The sequence below is a fragment of the Nocardioides islandensis genome, assembly GCF_015352455.1.
Taxonomy (GTDB): Bacteria; Actinomycetota; Actinomycetes; order Propionibacteriales; family Nocardioidaceae; genus Nocardioides; species Nocardioides islandensis.
The window spans coordinates 16,682-34,392 of record NZ_JADKPN010000021.1 but is presented as its reverse complement, the minus strand read 5'-3'; the positions used below and the strand labels follow the sequence as shown (position 1 = coordinate 34,392).

Genomic DNA, 17,711 nt, shown 5'->3' with positions numbered 1-17,711 from the left:
CCCACCCACCACGAGAAGGAGCACCATGCCCACCAAGACCGTCGTCGTCGGTTCCGCCGTCGGCCTGCACGCACGCCCCGCGGCGATCATCTCGGAGGCCGCCGGCGAGCTGGACGCCGAGGTGACGCTGGCGACCCCGGGCGGTGACCCGGTGGACGCGAGCTCCGCCCTGATGATCATGACGCTGGGCGCCGGCAAGGGCGACAGCATCGAGGTCACCTCCGACGACCAGGCCGCGGTCGACAAGATCGCCGACCTGGTCGAGCAGGACCTCGACGCCTAGCCCGTCTCCCGCCCGGTACGCCGCAGCTCGCGGTAGCAGATCCGCGCGCCCACGACACGGGCCAGTTCGCGCATGATCTGGGTGAAGAACTGCTCGCGGTAGTTGCTGTCCATCACGGCGTACACCGTGAAGTAGAGGCCGCTGAACGCCGCCAGGAAGATCGAGACGCGTGCGAGCTCGCTGCTGACCAGGCTCTGCCCGAGGTCGTAGTGCGGCGTGCCGGCCGTCGTCACCCAGGTGCTGATCACCGTGTCGTCGATGGCCACCACGCCGAAGACCACGAAGAACGCGAAGACCGCGATCGCCAGCAGGAAGACCTGCACAGCCTGCGCGACCAGCAGGGCGAGCACCAGGTTGAACTTCTGCAGCCCGGTCACCTCGGCCTCGGCCTGGAGGTCGACCCCCGCGTCGACGAGGCGGTGGGCGGTCGGGGCGAGCGGGGTGTCGGCGGTGACGTCGAGCAGCGTCTCGGCCGAGATGTCGTCGTCGAACTGGTCGAGCTCCTCGTCGAGCCGCACCAGCAGGAACCCGGTCGCAGCCAGGCCGAAGAACAGCACGGCGGTCCACAGCACGCCCGCATCCATCGCCGAGGTGACCTGCCACACCTCGGTGTTGATGAACAGGAAGGTCACGAACAGCAGCAGCATCGGCAGCGCCCGCGTGGCGAGCGGGAACAGCAGGCCGAGACTGGCGAAGGCGCGCCTCAGCGCCCAGCCGGCGATGTCGTGCATGCGCAGCACGACGAGCGCGTACGCCGCCACCGCGGCGAGCAGCAGCCACGACGCCGTCGCGAACCCGAACGACGTGGAGTCACTGGCCAGCCCGACGCCCAGGCCGGCCGCGGCCGAGGCGATCACCGAGACGGCCAGCACGACCGCGATGCGGGGGCGGGACATGCGCGCCCGTACCTTCGCGCGGACGTCGTCGACGAAGTACGGGAGGCCGTGGTCGAGGAACCACTTCTCCGCGTCCCGGACGGCGGCATCCTGACGGGCGGCCACGGTCAGCCGACCAGCAGCGCGCGGGCACGGACGACGTCGTCACGCACCTGGGTGACCAGGTCATCCACGGAGTCGAATCGGACCATGCCGCGCAGTCGGTCCACGAAGCTGACCTCGACCTCGACGTCGTACAGCTCGAGGTCGTCACGGTCCAGCACGTAGCTCTCCACGCGACGGTCGCGGACGCCGTCGAACGTCGGGTTGGTGCCGACGCTGATCGCCGCGGGGTAGCGCTCGCCGGTGTCGAGGCGCCGCAGCCACCCGGCGTACACGCCGTCGGCCGGCACGCCCCCACCACTGCCGACGGGCACGTTGGCCGTCGGGAACCCGAGCTCGCGCCCGCGCCGGTCCCCGCGCACCACGACGCCGCGCACCGCGACCGGACGGCCGAGGGCCTCGGCCGCGCCGGCGACGTCACCCGCGGCCAGGCACGTCCGGACGTACGTCGAGGACCAGACCTGCGGTCCGCCGTCGAGCTCGACACCGTCGACCGTGAAGCCCTGCTCGGCGCCGGCAGCCGTCAGCGTCGCGACGTCACCGGACGCCCGGCTGCCGAAGCGGAAGCTGGCCCCGACCACCACGGCCGCGACGTGCAGCAGGTCGACGAGCACGCGGTCGATGAAATCCTGCGGTGACCAGCTCGCGATCTCGCGCGAGAACGGCAGCACCAGCACGGCCTCGGCGCCGGCCTCGCCCAGCAGCGCGGCCCGCTCCTCGATCGTCGTCAGCGTGACCGGGGCGTGCTCGGGCCGCAGGACCGCCATCGGGTGCGGGTCGAAGGTGACCGCGACGACCATCAGCCCGCGCTCGGCCGCGATCTGGCTCGCCGTGGCGAGCACCCGCTGGTGGCCGAGGTGCACGCCGTCGAAGTTGCCGATGACGACGGCGGTACGGCGCAGGTCCTTCGGGACCTCGTCGAACGAGCGCCAGATCTGCACGGTCGGAAGACTATCGACGGCCGTCAGACGAAGACGGCGACGGCTCGCGCCCGGCCGTCACGCGGTTCGTAGAGCGCCAGGAACTCCCCCGCCGGGTCGAACAGCGCGCTCACGCCGGCCAGGTCGAGGTCGAGCGAGCGGCCGAAGCGGACGTCGGTCGCCTGCTCCGCGTCGAGGTCGAGCGACGCGAACGCCGCCCGCGCGGCCGCCGCCATCGGCAGCACCGCGAAGTCCTCGGCCAGGGACTCGAGGGTCCGGGCGACGGAGAGGTCGTAGGGGCCGACGGAGGTACGCCGCAACGCCGTCAGGTGACCGCCGACGCCGAGCGCCGCACCGAGGTCGCGGGCGATGGCCCGGATGTACGTGCCGCTCGAGCAGCGGACCGACACGTCGACGTCGGTCGTCTCGCCGGCCGGCCGGACGTCGCGGACGACGAGCTCGTGCACGGTGACGGTCCGCGGCTCGAGGACCACGTCCTCGCCGGCGCGGACGCGGGCGTAGGCGCGTTTCCCGTCGACCTTGACCGCGGAGACGGCGGAGGGCACCTGCTCGATCGTGCCGACGAACTCGGCCGCGGCGGCCCGGACCGTCGCCTCGTCGAGACCTGAGGTCGATGCCGCGGCGGTGACCTCACCCTCGGCGTCGTCGGTGGTGGTGGCGACCCCGAGCCGGACCGTGGCGTCGTACGCCTTCTCGGTGAGCATGAGGTGGCCGAGCAGGCGGGTGGCGCGCTCAACGCCGAGTACGAGCACACCGGTCGCCATCGGGTCCAGGGTGCCGGCGTGCCCGACCTTGCGGGTGCCGGCCAGCCGGCGTACCCGGGCCACCACGTCGTGCGACGTCATCGCGCCGGGCTTGTCGACGACGACGAGACCCGAGGTCACTCGTCCTCGTCGTCCTCGAGGTCGTCGTCCTCGCGCGGCTTCTTGTAGGGGTCCGGCTCGCCGGCGTACGCCGCACCGGCACGGGCCGCCTCGACCTCGGCGTCGGACGCCTTGGCCAGGGCCAGCACCTCGTCGAGGTGGCGGGCCGCCTCGGGGATCGCGTCGGGCACGAAGGTCAGGGACGGCGCGTGCCGCATGCCGAGCTGCTTGGCCACCTCGGAGCGGATCAGGCCCTTGGCGGACTCGAGGGCGGCGGCCGTGTTGGCCAGGTCGGTGTCCTCGCCGAGGACCGTGTAGAAGATCGTGGCCTGCTGGGAGTCACCGGTGACCCGGACGTCGGTGAGCGTGACGAAGCCGAGCCTCGGGTCCTTGATCCGCCGCTCCAGCATCTGGGCCACGATCACCTGGATCCGGTCGGCGATCTTGCGGATGCGCGGGTTGGTCATGCTGGTCTCTCCGTTGAGTTGCGCGTGGGGTACCGGCGAGCTGCGCCTCCGGTACCGGTGAGTTGCGCCTCCGGATCACGCTCGGTGTGCCGGAGGCGCAACTCGGACGTGCCGGAGGCGCAACTCGCCCTCAGGTCAGCTGCGCGGGATCTCCCGCATCTCGAAGGCCTCGACGATGTCGCCCTCCTTGATGTCCTGGAAGTTCCGCAGCACCAGACCGCACTCGAAGCCCTCGCGGACCTCGCTGGCGTCGTCCTTCTCACGCTTGAGCGAGGCCAGGTCGAGGTTGTCGGCCACCACGGCGCCGTCACGGATGACGCGCACCTTGGCGTTGCGGCGGATGACCCCGTCGATGACCATGCAACCGGCGATGTTGCCGATCTTGGACGAGCGGAAGATCGCGCGGATCTCGGCCTGGCCGAGGGTGTGCTCCTCGAACTCCGGCTTGAGCATGCCCTTGAGGGCCGCCTCGATCTCGTCGATCGCCTGGTAGATCACCGTGTAGTAGCGGATCTCCACGCCCTCGCGGTCGGCCAGCTCCGTCGCCTTGCCCTGCGGGCGGACGTTGAAGCCGATGATGATCGCGTCGGACGCGGCCGCCAGGTCGACGTTGGTCTCGGTGATCGCACCGACACCACGGTCGATGACGCGCAGCGACACCTCGTCGCCCACGTCGATCTTGGCCAGTGCGTCCTCGAGCGCCTCGACCGAACCGGACACGTCGCCCTTGAGGATGAGGTTGAGCTCCTGGCTCTCGCCCTTCTCCATGGAGGCCATGAAGTCCTCGAGCGTACGGCGGACGCGACGGCGTGCCTGGTTGGCGGCACGTTCGCGGGCCTCACGCTTCTCGGCGATCTGTCGGGCCATCCGGTCGTCCTCGACGACGATGAAGTTCTGCCCGGCTCCGGGGACGGCGGACAGACCCAGCACCATCGCGGGACGCGACGGGTCGGCCTCCTCGATCGGGTCGCCGTTCTCGTCGATCATCGCGCGGACGCGGCCGTGGGCCGGACCGGCGACGATCGAGTCGCCGACCCGGAGCGTGCCGCGCTGCACGAGCACGGTCGCGACCGGGCCGCGGCCCTTGTCCAGGTGCGCCTCGACCACGAGGCCCTGGGCGTCCTGCGTCGGGTTGGCCCGCAGGTCCAGGGACGCGTCGGCCGTCAGCACGATCGCCTCGAGCAGCTTGTCGAGGTTGAGCTCGGACTTGGCCGAGACGTCGACGAACATCGAGTCGCCGCCGTACTCCTCGGGGACCAGGCCGTACTCGGTCAGCTGACCGCGCACCTTGGTCGGGTCGGCGTCGGGCTTGTCGATCTTGTTGACCGCCACCACGATCGGTACGTCGGCGGCGCGGGCGTGGTTGAGCGCCTCCACCGTCTGCGGCATGACGCCGTCGTCGGCCGCGACCACGAGGACCGCGATGTCGGACGACTTCGAACCGCGAGCACGCATGGCGGTGAACGCCTCGTGACCCGGGGTGTCGATGAAGGTGATGCGCCGGTCGTTGCCGTCGACCTCGGTGTGGACCTGGTAGGCACCGATGTGCTGGGTGATGCCACCGGCCTCCTTGTCGACGACGTTGGCGTTGCGCAGCGCGTCGAGGAGCTTGGTCTTTCCGTGGTCGACGTGACCCATGACGGTCACGACCGGCGGGCGGATGACCAGGTCGTCCTCGTCGCCCTCGTCGGAGCCGAACTCCAGGTCGAAGGACTCGAGCAGCTCGCGGTCCTCGTCCTCGGGCGAGACCACCTGGACGACGTAGTTGAGCTCCTCACCGAGCAGCTCGAGCGTCTCGGCGTTGACCGACTCGGTCGCGGTGACCATCTCGCCGAGCGAGAAGAGCATCTGCACCAGCGAGGCGGCGTCGACGTTGATCTTCTCGGCGAAGTCGGTCAGCGAGGCGCCACGGGCCAGGCGAACGGTCTCGCCGTTGCCCTTGCGGACGCGCACGCCACCGATCGTCGGCGCCTCCATCTGCTCGAACTCCTGGCGACGGGCGCGCTTCGACTTGCGACCTCGGCGCGAGGGACCACCGGGGCGACCGAACGCACCCTGGGTCTGGCCGCGTCCACCGCGACCCTGACCCGGGCGGCCACCGCCACCGCTGGGACCGAACCCACCACCCGGGCGACCGCCGCCACCACCGGGAGCGCCGGCACCTGCGCCGGCACGACCCGGAGCACCGGGACGACCGGGGGCGCCACCACGGCCCGGTCCGCCGGCACCGCGGCCGCCGGGACCGGCGCCGAAGGCGGCCGGGGACTTGGGCATCATCGCCGGGTTGGGACGCGGCATGCCCGGACGACCCTCGCCACGGCCGGCCGGCGGGCGCGGCGGACGCTGGTCGTCACTGACCTCGCGCTCGGGACCGGGCGCCGGACGGCGGCCCATGCCCTGGCTCGAGGCGAACGGGTTGTTGCCCGGGCGCGGCGTGCCGCTCGGCTTGCCGACCGGACGAGGGGCCGGCGCCTTCGGGCGCGCGGCGGTCCCGGCGCTGCCGGAGTCGCCGGCGTCGGCGGCGGGGGCGGGAGCCTCCACGGCCGGTGCGGCCTCGGCGGCCGGAGCGGCCGCGGCCGGAGCCTCGGGCTCGGGCTCGGGCGCGGTGGTGCGCGGGCCGGGCCGGGGAGCCGTCTTGGCGGCGGGCGCCTCGGCGGCCGGAGCGGCAGGCTCGGCTGCTGACGGCTCGGGAGACGGGGTGGGAGTGGACGCTGCCGGCTTGGCCGCAGGGGCCTTCTCGGCGGGCTTCTCCGCGGGCGGGGCGGCGGGCGCCTCGGCGGCCTTGGAGGCCAGCAACGCGTCGCCGTACTGCTTCTTGAACTTCATCTCGACGGGAAGCTCGATCGTCGAGGAAGGCGACTTGACGAACTCGCCCATCTCCTTCAGCTTCTCGAGCACTTCCTTGCTCTCGATGCCATAGGTCTTGGCGAGCTCATGAACTCGGGTCTTGGCCACTTCTCTCCTTCTGGCCGCCGACCCGGTTCAGGGTTCAGCGACCGTTAGTGCAGACGTACGGGGCTCATTGCGAGGTACTCATCGAGTGCTCATGAGCTGCTGCTCCAGTTTCTGTCGGTCGTTTCTCTGATCTGGTCGAGGTGCTCGCGCAGGAGGACGTCGGACAAGCCCACCGTGACCCGCAGGGCCCGGGTGAACGCTCGCCGGCGGACCGCCTGGTCGAGGCACTCGGTCGTGGGGTGCAGGTGCGCCCCACGTCCTGGTGCCCGACCGCCGGGATCGGGACACACGGCCGGTTGACCGTCTGCTCCTGCGCCGGCGACCACGCGCAACAACTCGCTCTTCGCAGTCCGCTGACGACAGCCGATGCAGGTCCGGACGGGTCCCGGTGGAACTTCTCGGGGCGTGTCCAGTGCAGGGGTCATCGATGGGCGAGCCACTTCTGGGGAGTCTAGCGGCTGGCCGGTGGGTTGCCGAACCGGCCGCTCCTCCGCCCGTCGTCCCGCCCTTCGTCCGGCGGAGACGGCCGGGAACCGGAAGGTTTACCGCTCAGGGGCTTCCCACCAGGGTGACGAGAGACGTACGTTGCGCGGACGGCCATGTGTGGCCCGTTGTCTCGGGTTTCTTCACGGGGGAATGGCCGGTTGTGATCATCCGTCGATCCATCCTGCAGGAGCTCATGTGAAGCGTTCGAGAAGTTCTGCGCGGCCACTGGCCGTGGCGCTGGCCACCGCCGTCGCCGCTGTCGTGCCGCTCGCCGGGGTTGCGGCCCCGGCAGCCCATGCCGCGACCGGACACACGGCCGCGTCCAGCAAGGCCACTGACAAGTCGGCCATCGTCCCCGGCCGCTACATCGTGATGATGAAGGCCGCTCCGCTCGCCCGCTACACGGGCGGGATGAAGGGGTTCCCCCGGACCAAGCCGCTCGCGGGCCACAAGCTCGACATGCGTAGCGTCGCGGCCACGAAGTACAAGCACCACCTGCTGTCCACCCACCGCTCGGTCCTCGGCAAGGCCGGGATCTCCGCCCGGTCCATCGCCAACAACTACTCGGTGGCGTTCAACGGCTTCTCCGCGAAGCTGACCAAGGCCCAGGCCGCGAAGCTCGCCCAGACCGGCGGCGTCGCCCGCGTCTGGCCCGTCGAGCTCCGCACCGCCGACACCGTCTCGACCCCCGCGTTCCTGGGCCTCGACGGCCCCGGCGGCGTGTGGAACTCCCAGTTCGGAGGCAGCCCCAATGCCGGCCGCGGCATGATCATCGCCGACCTCGACTCGGGCATCTGGCCAGAGAACCCGTCGTTCGACAAGCTCGCCGCGACTCCCGACCACAAGCAGATCCAGGCGAAGTGGAACGGCACCTGCGACAAGGGCGTCCGCGACAAGATCAAGTGCAACAACAAGGTGATCGGCGCGCGCTATTACGGGGCCGACTTCGGCAACGACATCAGCGACGACTTCGACTCACCACGTGACTTCAACGGTCACGGCTCCCACACCGCGAGCACCGCGGCCGGCAACCACGGCGTCCCGGTCACCATCAGCGGATACGCGCTCGGCGACGCCTCGGGCATGGCCCCGGCCGCGCGCATCGCCGTCTACAAGGTCCTCTGGGAGGACGCCGCCGCCGCCAACGCCTCCGGCACCACCGAAGGCATCGTGGCGGCCATCGACGACGCGGTCGCCGACGGCGCCGACGTCATCAACTACAGCATCTCCGGGTCGTCGAGCTTCATCGTCTCCCCGGACGAGATCGCCTTCCTGGGCGCCGCGAACGCCGGTGTGTTCGTGTCCGCATCCGCCGGCAACTCGGGCCCGACCGCCAGCACCGTGGCGCACAACGCGCCGTGGGAGATGACGGTCGCGGCGGACACGCACGACCGCGGCGCCGTCAAGTCGGTCACCCTCGGCAACGGAGCCACCTACACGGGCATGGGCTACGGCGCGGGTGTCGGCCCGGCTCCGGTCGTCAACTCCCCCGCGGCGGCCGTCGCGGGTGCCGACGCGACCAAGGCCAACCTGTGCTACTCGGCCGCCAGCAACGATGGCGTCGCCGTTCTCGACCCGGCGAAGGTCGCCGGCAAGATCGTGGTCTGCACCCGGGGCACCAACGCACGCGTCGACAAGAGCCTCGCGGTCAAGGAGGCCGGCGGCGTCGGCATGATCCTTGCGGACAACGGGAGCGGCGTCACCGCCGACTTCCACGCCGTCCCCTCCGTGCACATCAACCTGGCCGACGGCACTGCGGTGAAGGCATACGTCGCCGGCACCCCGAACCCGACCGCGACGATCTCGGCCCAGGACAGCTCGCCTGTCGAGGCGCCGAACGTCGCCGGATTCTCATCGCGCGGACCCGCCGTGGCCGGCGGTGGCGACCTGCTCAAGCCGGACATCGCGGCCCCGGGCGTCGGCATCTTCGCGGCCGTCGCCCCTCCGGGCAACGCCGGCGAGAACTTCCAGTCCTACGACGGCACCTCGATGGCGGCTCCGCACATCACCGGCATCGCGGCCCTGATCCTGCAGAAGCACCCGACGTGGTCGCCGATGTGGGTCAAGTCCGCGATCATGACGACGGCCACCCAGCTGACCAACCGGAACAGGCCCATCCAGGGCGCCTCCGGCAATGCGACGCCGTTCGAGATGGGCGCCGGGCACGTCCAGGCGGCTCCCGCGTTCAACCCGGGACTCGTCTACGACAGCACCGTCGTCGACTGGCTCGCCTACGGGTGCGCGATCGGCCAGGTCCAGCTGGTGTCGACCGTGTGCTCGCAGGTGCCCGTGATCGACCCGAGTGACTTCAACTCCCCGAGCATCGCCATCGGCGCGCTGCCCGGGGACCAGACGATCACGCGGACGGTCACCAACGCCTCGGGCATCGCGTCCAACTACCACGTGTCCGTGGACGCACCTCCTGGGACGACGGTCACGGTCAACACGCCGTCGTTCCGCGCGGTCCCGGGTGGGAAGGCGACCTACACGGTCACGATCACCCGCACGACGGCGCCGCTGAACGCCTACACGTTCGGCTCGCTGACGTGGAGCGACGACGCCGGTCACTCGGTGCGCATCCCCATCGCGGTGCGTCCCGTGGCCGCGGCCTTCCCGTCGCAGGTCACCGGCAACGGCACGTCCGGCTCGAAGCCGATCACGGTGCAGCCCGGCTACACCGGGACGCTGACCGCATCGGTCAGCGGACTGGTCCCGGCCACGGTGTCGACCACGGCCGAGACGGCCAAGGGCACCAAGGCCGTCGTACCGATCACCATCCCGGCCGGTACGACGTACGCCAGGTTCGCGACGTACGACGCGGACTACCCCGCCGGCACCGACATCGACCTGCTCGTGAAGAACAGCGCGGGCACGACGGTCGGGTCCAGCGGCGGGGCGACGGCCGAGGAGTCGGTCAACCTCATCAACCCGGCCGCCGGCAACTACACCGTCGAGGTGACCTACTTCGCCGGTAGCACCGCCACGCTCGCGATGAAGCTGAACAGCTTCCTCCTGGGGAGCGCGGACGCCGGGAACATGACCGCGACGCCCGCGTCGCAGGCGGTCACGCTCGGCACCCCGGCCACGGTCACCGCGGCCTGGTCCGGGCTGGCGGCGAACACCCGCTACCTCGGGGCGGTGAACTTCGGCGACGGGACGAACCCCTTGGGTCGCACCATCGTCAACGTCCTGCCGTGAGGTGAGCAGCACCACCCACTGACGGGGCCCCGCCGGTTCGCCGGCGGGGCCTCGTCGCGCGGTGGGGGGTGCCAGTAATCGCGCGATCGCGGCCGAACAGCAGGTTCTGGGCGGCCAAAACTGCAATTTCCGCGCGATCGCGCCAGAACTGCAAGCCCGGGGGTCAGCCCTCCGCGGGCAAGGGGTTTCGACGCGCTCGTGCGACTTCGTACCTCAGTCGCGTCGCTTGCTCAACCTGGCCGGCTCCACGCAACGAGCTCGTTCCTCACTCGCTGCTGGCCGGCTCTTCCTCATCGGAGCGGATGTCGATCCGCCAGCCGGTGAGGCGGGCGGCGAGGCGGGCGTTCTGGCCCTCCTTGCCGATGGCCAGCGACAGCTGGAAGTCGGGGACCACGACGCGGGCGCTCTTGGCGTCCGAGTCGACGACGGTGACGGAGTTGACCCGGGCCGGGGAGAGGGCGTGGGCGACCAGCTCGGCGGGGTCGTCGGACCAGTCGACGATGTCGATCTTCTCGCCGTGCAGCTCCGACATCACGTTGCGGACGCGCTGACCCACCGGGCCGATGCAGGCGCCCTTGGCGTTCACGCCGGACTGGGTCGAGCGCACCGCGATCTTGGTGCGGTGGCCGGCCTCACGGGCGATCGCGGCGATCTCCACCACCCCGTCGGCGATCTCGGGTACCTCGAGGGCGAACAGCTTCTTCACGAGGTTGGGGTGCGAGCGCGACAGCGTGACCTGCGGCCCGCGCATGCCCTTGCGCACCGAGATGACCAGGCACTTGATGCGGGCGCCGTGCTCGTACCTCTCCCCCGGCGCACGCTCGCCCATCGGCAGGAGCGCCTCGAGCTTGCCGAGGTCGACCATCACGTCGTCGGGGTTGCGACCCTGCTGGATGATGCCGGAGACGATGTCGCCCTCCTTGCCGGAGAACTCGCCGTAGCGGATGTCGTCCTCGGCGTCGCGCAGCCGCTGCAGCATGATCTGCTTCGCGGTCGTGGCGGCGATGCGGCCGAACCCGTCGGGAGTGTCGTCGTACTCGCCGACCTGGTTGCCCTCGTCGTCCAGCTCCGCGGCGTACACCGTGACGTGCCCGCTGCGCCGGTCGAGCTGGACGCGAGCGTTCTCCTGGGCGCCGGGCGTCTTGTGGTACGCCGTCAGGAGCGCCTGCTCGATCGCCTCGACCAGGACGTCGAAGGAGATCTCCTTCTCCCGCTCCAGCATCCTCAGGATGCTCAGGTCGATGTCCATCAGCCCTCCTCGTCCGTCTCTGTGTGCCTGCGGTTGAACTCGACCTGGACGAGCGCCTTGGCGACCTCGTCGTACCCGATCGAACGCGGCTGGCCCGACACGTCGAGCGTCACCCGGTCCTCGTCGCTGGCACCGATGCGACCGGTCAGCGTCTCACCCCCGGTCGTCGTCACCTTCACCAGGCGGTCGTGGTTGCGCCGCCAGTGCCGCGGCATCGTCAGCGGCCGGTCCACACCGCGGGAGGTCACCTCGAGCGTGTACGGCGCCTCGCCCATCGCGTCGGTGTCGTCGATCGCCTTCGAGACCTCGCGGGTGGCCTCGGCGATGTCGTCGAGGGTCACCCCGCCGTCGCGGTCCACCGCGACGCGCAGCAGCCGGCGCTTGCCGGCGGGCGTCAGCTCGACGGCCTCGACATCGAGACCCAGGGCACCCAGGGGTTCGGAGACGGCAGCGGTGATCCGGTCCCGGGTGGCGTCCTGGGTGTGTCCTCGGCTCACGGGGTACCGACCTCCTGTGCTGTTGTAGATCACCCACGATAGCGGCCCCGTCACCGCCGATAGGGTCGCCGGGTGAGACCCAGCCGGCGCGCGACCATGACCGCCTCGGGCGTCGCGGTCCTGGGCCTCACCGCCTGCACGACGGACTCGTCGCCCACCTCCCCGGACACGTCGGCGTCGACCCCGTCGGCCACGACGCAGGCCGCCGAGGAGGACCCGGACCGAGTGGCCCTGGACCGGGCGGTTGCCCTCACCACCGACCTGCTGTCCCAGGCCGGCCAGCCGGGCGTCGACATCGGCGGCCGGTTCGCGGCGCTGCACACCACGCACCTGGCCGCCCTCGACCGCGCGGCCGGCGCCTCCGCGTCCGCGTCGCCCTCGCCCGGGTCCGGTCTCCCGTCGCTGCCTGGTCCGCGGGCGCTCCGGAAGCGCGAGCTGGCCGCCCAGCGCGAGCTCGCGCACCTGGCGCAGGAGGCGGCCAGTGGCGCCCTGGCCCGACTGCTGGCCAGCATGTCGGCGGGCATCGCCGCCTGCCTGAGCGCTCCATGACGACGCCCGTCGACGCCCTGCAGACCGCGCTCGCGGGCGAGCACGCCGCGCTCTACGTGTACGGCGTCCTCGGCGCGCGTACGTCGCAGTCCGCGACGCCGCTGCTGTTCGAGCGGATCTCCGAGGCGTACGTCGCGCACCGGGCCTGGCGCGACCTGCTGACCAACCGGCTGGTCGACGAGGGGGCCGAGCCGACGCCGGCCGCGCCGACGTACGAGCTCCCGGACACTCCCCCCACACCGGCCGGGGTGGGGCTGGCCGCTGCGGGGATCGAGAGCCGGTGCGCCGACACCTACGCCTACGTGGTCGCCAACACCTCGGGGGCGGACCGCTCGTGGGCGATCGGCGCCCTCACCCGGGCGGCGACGCGGATGGTCGGCTTCGGGGCCGCCCCGCAGCCGCTGCCGGGCGGCCCCGACCTGGCCTGAACGCGCCCGGAGACGGGAAACGGCCCGCGTCCTCCGGTGCCGAGGAACTCCCGAGATATTCCTCGACGCCGGAAGCACGCGGGCCGTTGTCGGTGCCCTGACTTCCTGATGCCGATAGCCGCCCGGTCCGGGATGTGGGGTGAACCGGACTGCCCTCGTGCGAAATCATGCAATGCGGCGTCGAGGTTCCGAATGGTTTCGCTCCCTCATGTTTGTGCACTGCACAAACATGCAGGGACCGCGTCTGACCAGCACGTTCTCCGGAGGCCTCACCAGGCGGCGACGACGTCCGCGATCTCCGCCAGCCCGTGCACGACGGCGTCCGGCTCGCCCTCGGTGTGGCCGACCTGCTCGCGCGGGATGTTGCTGTGCGGGACGTGGATCGCGCGCAGGCCGGCGTTGTGGGCGCCCCAGACGTCGTCGAAGAGCCGGTCGCCGACGTACACGCACCGGCTCGCCTCGGTGGCGCCGACGGCGTCCATGGCCGCCCGGAACGCCTCGGGGGCGGGCTTGGTCCACGGGATCTCCGAGGTGTACACGTCCCCGTCGATGAGGTCGAGCACACCGTCGCGCTCGAAGAACCCACGGTGCCAGGCCCGGGGCCAGATGGTGTTCGAGAGCACGCCGACCTTGATGCCCTGGCGGTGCAGCGCCTCGAACAGCGGCCCGACCTCGGGGTCGGTCGCCGTGTGCGGCACCCAGAAGTCGTAGTAGGCGTCCAGCAGGTCGGGGTCGTGGTCCAGCCCGGCCTCGGTGAACAGGTCGGCGATGGTCGCGCTCTGCTGGTGGTCGCGACTGCGGCCCCAGATGGCGTTCCCCGCCCGGTGCAGCCGGGCGCCGACGTCGGCCGGCACCGGATGCTCGTCCGCGTCCTCGCGGTGCACGACCGCCTGCGCGAGAGCCAGCGACTCGGCGTGGAAGTCGATGTCGTGCCACCGCGTCAACGTGCCGCCCCAGTCGAAGATCACCGCGTCCACCGCCACGCGCGCCAACCTAACCGTTGGGCGCGACCGCCTCGACCGATGCCTCAGGTCTGGTGCACGTCGAGCCGCAGCAGGCGGCTGGCCACGTCGACCAGCGGCCCCAGCGCGACGATCACGGCGATGGTCCCGACACCGACCGTCGCGCCCAGCAGCCAGCCGCCCAGCGCTCCGCCGCCCTGCACCAGGCTGTAGCTCCAGCGGAACGGGACCGGCGGGTCCCAGGCCAGCGCCGCCGCCTCGGTCGGTCCGGCGCCGGTGTTGCTGCCCAGGTAGGCCGCGATGCCGAGCGCGAGGACGGGGAAGGCCGCCACCAGCAGGGTGATCCGCCCGCCGAGACCGTCCGGCGTCTCCAGTGCGTCGAGCAGGAGCGAGATGACCACGCCGACCACGACGACCTGCGTCACCGTGCCGACCCCGGGACGGACGTGGCGCGCCGCTGCCATCACGACGAGCACCGAGCCGACCACGAGGTTCACCACCCAGAACGACAGGCCGAAGGTGAGGGCCAGCCCGTTGACGAACGTCGAGTAGCCGTCGGAGCCGAGGTCCGCGGTCAGCAGCATCCCGACCCCGACGGCCAGCACGACGCAGCCGCCGAGCAGCCAGCCCCCTTGGTGAGCCGACGGCACGCGGTCAGCCGCGGACGACGGCGACGAGGTGGTCGACCGCGTCGCCGACCGGTACGTCGGTGCGCTCGCCGCTCCTGCGGTCCTTGACCTCGAACACCCCGTCCACCAGGCCACGCCCGACGGTCACGATCGTCGGCACGCCGATCAGCTCGGCGTCCTTGAACTTCACGCCGGGGCTGGCCTTGCGGTCGTCGTACATCACGTCGAGGCCGCGCGCCGACAGGTCCTGCGACAGCTGCTCCGCCGCCTCGAACACCGCCTCGTCCTTGCCCGTGGCCACGATGTGCACGTCGGCCGGAGCGACCTCGCGGGGCCAGCAGAGGCCGATCTCGTCGAGGGTGTTCTCGGCGATGGCGGCCACGGCCCGCGACGGGCCGATGCCGTAGGAGCCCATGGTGACCGTGACGAGCTTGCCGTTCTCGTCGAGCACCTGGAGGCCGAGCGCGTCGGCGTACTTGCGGCCGAGCTGGAACACGTGGCCCATCTCGATGCCGCGCGCGGACTCCAGCAGGCCGCCGTCGTTGTTCGGGCAGGGGTCGCCGTCGCGGACGTCGGCCACGTCGATGATGCCGTCGCCGGAGAAGTCGCGACCCGCGACCAGGTCGAGCACGTGGCTGCCGGTGACGTCGGCGCCGGTCACCCATCGGGTGCCCTCGACGACGCGCGGGTCCAGCAGGAACCGCACTCCGGCGGGCTTCTTCTCGCCGAGCGCGCCCGGTCCGATGTACCCCTTGGCCAGCGTGGGTCGGGCCGCGAAGTCCTCCTCGCCGAAGGGCTCGAAGACCACGCCCTCACCGAGCTTGGACTCCAGCCGCTTGGCGTCGACCTCGCGGTCGCCGGGAATGCCGATCGCGAGCGCCTCGGTGGTGCCGTCGGGGTGGCGCACGGAGAACACGACGTTCTTCAGGGTGTCGCCGGCGTGCCAGGGACGGTCGTCGCGCGGGTACCGCTCGTTGAGGTGGTCGACCAGCGTGTCGATGGTCGGGGTGTCGGGGGTCTGCTCCGCGTGGGCGGCCGGCGCGTCGTCGTACGCGACGGGCGACGGCGCGAGGGAGTCGACGGCCTCGACGTTGGCGGCGTAGTCGCACCTGTTGCAGCGGACGTAGGTGTCCTCGCCCACGGCGGCCTTGGCCAGGAACTCCTCGGACTTCGAGCCGCCCATCGCCCCGGCCTCGGCCTTGACGATGACGTAGTCGAACCCGAGCCGGTCGAAGATCCGGGTGTAGGCGTCACGGTGCGCCTGGTAGCTGCGGTCGAGCCCGGCGTCGTCGATGTCGAAGGAGTAGCTGTCCTTCATCACGAACTCGCGCCCGCGCAGGATGCCGGCGCGCGGCCGCGCCTCGTCCCGGTACTTGTTCTGGATCTGGTAGATCCACAGCGGCAGGTCCTTGTACGACGAGTACAGGTCCTTCACCACGAGGGTGAACATCTCCTCGTGGGTGGGGCCGAGCAGGTAGTCGGCGCCCTTGCGGTCCTGGAGCCGGAAGATGCTGTCGCCGTACTCGGTCCAGCGGTTGGTCGCGTCGTAGGGCTCGCGCGGCAGCAGCGCGGGGAACAGCAGCTCCTGGGCGCCGATGGCGTCCATCTCGTCGCGCACGATGTTCTCGATCTTGCGCAGCACGCGCAGTCCCAGCGGGAGCCAGGTGTAGATGCCGGGGGCGTTGCGGCGGATGTACCCGGCGCGGACGAGCAGCCTGTGGCTCGGGACCTCCGCGTCCGCCGGGTCCTCGCGCAAGGTGCGGACGAAGAGGCTGGACAGGCGAAGGATCATGGCCGAAAGGCTACTTGTGTGGTGGAGTTGCCTGCACGGGAGTAAGCCAGCACAGCGACGGGAGACGCGATGCGCAGAGTCTTGACCTTCACGACCACCTTGATGACGGTGGGGGTGTCCCTGCTGGCAGCCGCTCCATCCGGTGCCGCCGAGACGATCCCGATCAAGCCGGGAGCGCTGTCCCGAGGGCCGGACGTCCGGGGACCGCACGTCGAGGGCACGGTGATCGTCGACGGCGACGTCTCGGTGAAGGTGAAGCGGCCGAACGTGCTGCTCTACGGCAAGTGGCAGGGCAGCTACATCGCGGCGACGGGCAACAGCCAGTGGGGCAACGTCAAGCTGGTCAAGATCGCGGCCACCGGAGCCGTGAAGGTGCTGCGGGAGTTCATCGACCCGTTCAACGCGGTCCTCGACGCCGAATCGGACCAGGTCGCGTACTCCTACGGCGACTCGACCCAGAAGCCGACCCTCGCGGTCTACGACCTCGGCCTGGACGACGAGGTGTCCGTGCACGCGTTCGCCGGGTTGCCGCGGTTGCTGGCGTTCGACGACGGCCTGACGGTGGCGTCGCTCGGCTCGCCCAAGGTGAAGACGCTGACCTGGAACACCGTCAGCAACGACGTCACCAAGGTCAACGCCAAGCTCGGCAACTACGCCAGCGTGGCCCACGACCTGCTGGGGTACTTCAGCAAGGACCCGCAGTTCGGTGGCTGCCAGGTGCTCGCGCACCTCAGCGACCCGGGCGACGTGCTGTTCACCAACTGCGACGAGCGCATCGACGCGGTCTCGCCGGACGGCAAGCGGGTGGCCACCATCCCCCTGCTCAGCGACGGGATCGGCCCGGCCGACATCCTCGTGCGCAAGGCCAACGGCACCCTGCTCGTGCACTACACGATCGACAACTACTTCGGCCGCGTCTGGTGGGAGAGCAACACCAAGCTGCTCTTCGACGCCAACGGGAGGACCAAGGCCGCGACCGTGCGGTGCCAGGTCGCCGACTGCAACCGCGCGTCCGACCTGCGGCCCACACCGGAGCTCTGAGCGATCAGTCCGTGGTCCGGGCCGCCCTCCAGGCGGCCCGGATCATCGGCAGCTGCAGCGGCAGCCGTCCGTAGGCGATGGTCTTGAAGCGGGTGCTGCGCGAGCGGCGCGCGTCGTCGGCCATCTTCACGTTGCCCGGGAACACGAGCACGAGCAGTGCGGCCCCGGCGTACCCCGCCAGCCTGCGCGTCCGCGGGTGCAGCAGCCCCGCCGCGCACGCGAGCTCGGCCACGCCGCTGGCGTAGATCACCTCGCGGTGGGCGGGTACGAAGTCAGGCATCAGCGGCTGGTAGAGGCGCGGCCTGGTCAGGTGGAGCGTCCCGCTCACGCCGAAGATCGCGACCAGGGCCTTGGCGTCGAGGGAGAGAGACAT

At 71.1% G+C, this 17,711-nt stretch carries 17 protein-coding genes; 5 read left to right on the top strand and 12 right to left on the bottom strand.

Translation table 11 applies throughout. The features are described 5' to 3' along the window. The first annotated feature begins 25 nt into the window (after positions 1-25). Positions 26-283 (top strand): HPr family phosphocarrier protein, encoded by a 258-nt coding sequence (locus ISU07_RS22910; RefSeq protein WP_194709182.1) that lies wholly within the window; start codon positions 26-28, stop codon positions 281-283. Here the strand turns inward: ISU07_RS22910 and ISU07_RS22905 are convergent. The 6 genes from ISU07_RS22905 to ISU07_RS22880 form a co-directional block, all read right to left on the bottom strand. Beyond that, a complete protein-coding gene (locus ISU07_RS22905) occupies positions 280-1,284 on the bottom strand; it encodes a hypothetical protein (RefSeq protein ID WP_194709181.1) in 1,005 nt (334 codons plus the stop codon). The genes ISU07_RS22910 and ISU07_RS22905 overlap by 4 nt on opposite strands. Positions 1,285-1,286: 2 nt before the next feature. Then, positions 1,287-2,222, bottom strand: a complete 936-nt coding sequence (locus ISU07_RS22900) for a bifunctional riboflavin kinase/FAD synthetase (protein ID WP_194709180.1) — start codon at positions 2,220-2,222, stop codon at positions 1,287-1,289. Positions 2,223-2,245: 23 nt separating this feature from the next. After that, positions 2,246-3,106: a tRNA pseudouridine(55) synthase TruB gene (gene truB / locus ISU07_RS22895; protein WP_194709179.1), complete on the bottom strand. Its 861-nt coding sequence runs from the start codon at positions 3,104-3,106 to the stop codon at positions 2,246-2,248. Then, positions 3,103-3,552 (bottom strand): 30S ribosome-binding factor RbfA, encoded by a 450-nt coding sequence (gene rbfA / locus ISU07_RS22890; RefSeq protein WP_194709178.1) that lies wholly within the window; start codon positions 3,550-3,552, stop codon positions 3,103-3,105. Before rbfA ends, truB begins: the two co-directional genes overlap by 4 nt. Positions 3,553-3,687: 135 nt before the next feature. Next, entirely contained in the window at positions 3,688-6,507 is a 2,820-nt protein-coding gene (gene infB, locus ISU07_RS22885) for a translation initiation factor IF-2 (RefSeq protein ID WP_194709177.1), read from the bottom strand. Between the two features lie 89 nt (positions 6,508-6,596). Next, entirely contained in the window at positions 6,597-6,932 is a 336-nt protein-coding gene (locus ISU07_RS22880; protein WP_194709176.1) for a YlxR family protein, read from the bottom strand. A 292-nt stretch (positions 6,933-7,224) separates the two neighbouring features. On the opposite strand from ISU07_RS22880, the gene ISU07_RS22875 reads away from it, so the two are divergent. Continuing rightward, the gene (locus tag ISU07_RS22875; RefSeq protein ID WP_323742772.1) at positions 7,225-10,191 is read left to right on the top strand and encodes a S8 family peptidase; all 2,967 of its coding nucleotides are present in this window, start codon (positions 7,225-7,227) and stop codon (positions 10,189-10,191) included. A gap of 265 nt (positions 10,192-10,456) precedes the next feature. Here ISU07_RS22875 and nusA read toward each other — a convergent pair whose 3' ends face one another. Further along, on the bottom strand, positions 10,457-11,440 hold the full coding sequence (nusA, locus tag ISU07_RS22870) for a transcription termination factor NusA (protein WP_194709174.1): 984 nt from the start codon (positions 11,438-11,440) through the stop codon (positions 10,457-10,459). Next, positions 11,440-11,937 carry a ribosome maturation factor RimP gene (gene rimP, locus ISU07_RS22865; protein WP_194709173.1) on the bottom strand — a complete coding sequence of 166 codons (498 nt, stop codon included), beginning with the start codon at positions 11,935-11,937 and terminating at the stop codon, positions 11,440-11,442. Before rimP ends, nusA begins: the two co-directional genes overlap by 1 nt. Before the next feature lie 72 nt (positions 11,938-12,009). On the opposite strand from rimP, the gene ISU07_RS22860 reads away from it, so the two are divergent. Together ISU07_RS22860 and ISU07_RS22855 are read left to right on the top strand one after the other, a co-directional pair. Continuing rightward, positions 12,010-12,486 carry a hypothetical protein gene (locus ISU07_RS22860; RefSeq protein ID WP_194709172.1) on the top strand — a complete coding sequence of 159 codons (477 nt, stop codon included), beginning with the start codon at positions 12,010-12,012 and terminating at the stop codon, positions 12,484-12,486. Beyond that, the gene (locus ISU07_RS22855) at positions 12,483-12,914 is read left to right on the top strand and encodes a ferritin-like domain-containing protein (RefSeq protein WP_194709171.1); all 432 of its coding nucleotides are present in this window, start codon (positions 12,483-12,485) and stop codon (positions 12,912-12,914) included. The genes ISU07_RS22860 and ISU07_RS22855 overlap by 4 nt, the downstream gene beginning before the upstream one ends. 269 nt (positions 12,915-13,183) lie before the next feature. Here the strand turns inward: ISU07_RS22855 and ISU07_RS22850 are convergent, their stop codons facing one another. From ISU07_RS22850 to ISU07_RS22840, 3 genes are read right to left on the bottom strand one after another with little or no spacing between them, the layout of a single operon-like run. Beyond that, on the bottom strand, positions 13,184-13,897 hold the full coding sequence (locus tag ISU07_RS22850; protein WP_194709170.1) for an HAD family hydrolase: 714 nt from the start codon (positions 13,895-13,897) through the stop codon (positions 13,184-13,186). Positions 13,898-13,941: 44 nt separating this feature from the next. Next, positions 13,942-14,526 (bottom strand): hypothetical protein, encoded by a 585-nt coding sequence (locus ISU07_RS22845; RefSeq protein ID WP_194709169.1) that lies wholly within the window; start codon positions 14,524-14,526, stop codon positions 13,942-13,944. Between the two features lie 4 nt (positions 14,527-14,530). Next, on the bottom strand, positions 14,531-16,297 hold the full coding sequence (locus ISU07_RS22840) for a proline--tRNA ligase (protein ID WP_194709168.1): 1,767 nt from the start codon (positions 16,295-16,297) through the stop codon (positions 14,531-14,533). A gap of 69 nt (positions 16,298-16,366) precedes the next feature. Between ISU07_RS22840 and ISU07_RS22835 the strand changes: the two genes are divergently transcribed. Next, positions 16,367-17,338, top strand: coding sequence for a hypothetical protein (locus tag ISU07_RS22835; RefSeq protein WP_194709167.1), 972 nt, complete (start codon positions 16,367-16,369; stop codon positions 17,336-17,338). A gap of 4 nt (positions 17,339-17,342) precedes the next feature. Here ISU07_RS22835 and ISU07_RS22830 read toward each other — a convergent pair whose 3' ends face one another. Next, positions 17,343-17,711: a DoxX family protein gene (locus ISU07_RS22830; protein ID WP_194709166.1), complete on the bottom strand. Its 369-nt coding sequence runs from the start codon at positions 17,709-17,711 to the stop codon at positions 17,343-17,345.

What these genes read in the sequence shown, in the direction of transcription:
- ISU07_RS22910 (WP_194709182.1), top strand. Translation starts at nt 26, where the DNA reads ATGCCCACCAAGACCGTCGTCGTCGGTTCCGCCGTCGGCCTGCACGCA.
- rbfA (WP_194709178.1), bottom strand. Translation starts at nt 3,552, where the DNA reads ATGACCAACCCGCGCATCCGCAAGATCGCCGACCGGATCCAGGTGATC.
- ISU07_RS22880 (WP_194709176.1), bottom strand. Translation starts at nt 6,932, where the DNA reads ATGACCCCTGCACTGGACACGCCCCGAGAAGTTCCACCGGGACCCGTC.
- nusA (WP_194709174.1), bottom strand. Translation starts at nt 11,440, where the DNA reads ATGGACATCGACCTGAGCATCCTGAGGATGCTGGAGCGGGAGAAGGAG.
- ISU07_RS22855 (WP_194709171.1), top strand. Translation starts at nt 12,483, where the DNA reads ATGACGACGCCCGTCGACGCCCTGCAGACCGCGCTCGCGGGCGAGCAC.
- ISU07_RS22840 (WP_194709168.1), bottom strand. Translation starts at nt 16,297, where the DNA reads ATGATCCTTCGCCTGTCCAGCCTCTTCGTCCGCACCTTGCGCGAGGAC.
- ISU07_RS22835 (WP_194709167.1), top strand. Translation starts at nt 16,367, where the DNA reads ATGCGCAGAGTCTTGACCTTCACGACCACCTTGATGACGGTGGGGGTG.
- ISU07_RS22830 (WP_194709166.1), bottom strand. Translation starts at nt 17,711, where the DNA reads ATGTCTCTCTCCCTCGACGCCAAGGCCCTGGTCGCGATCTTCGGCGTG.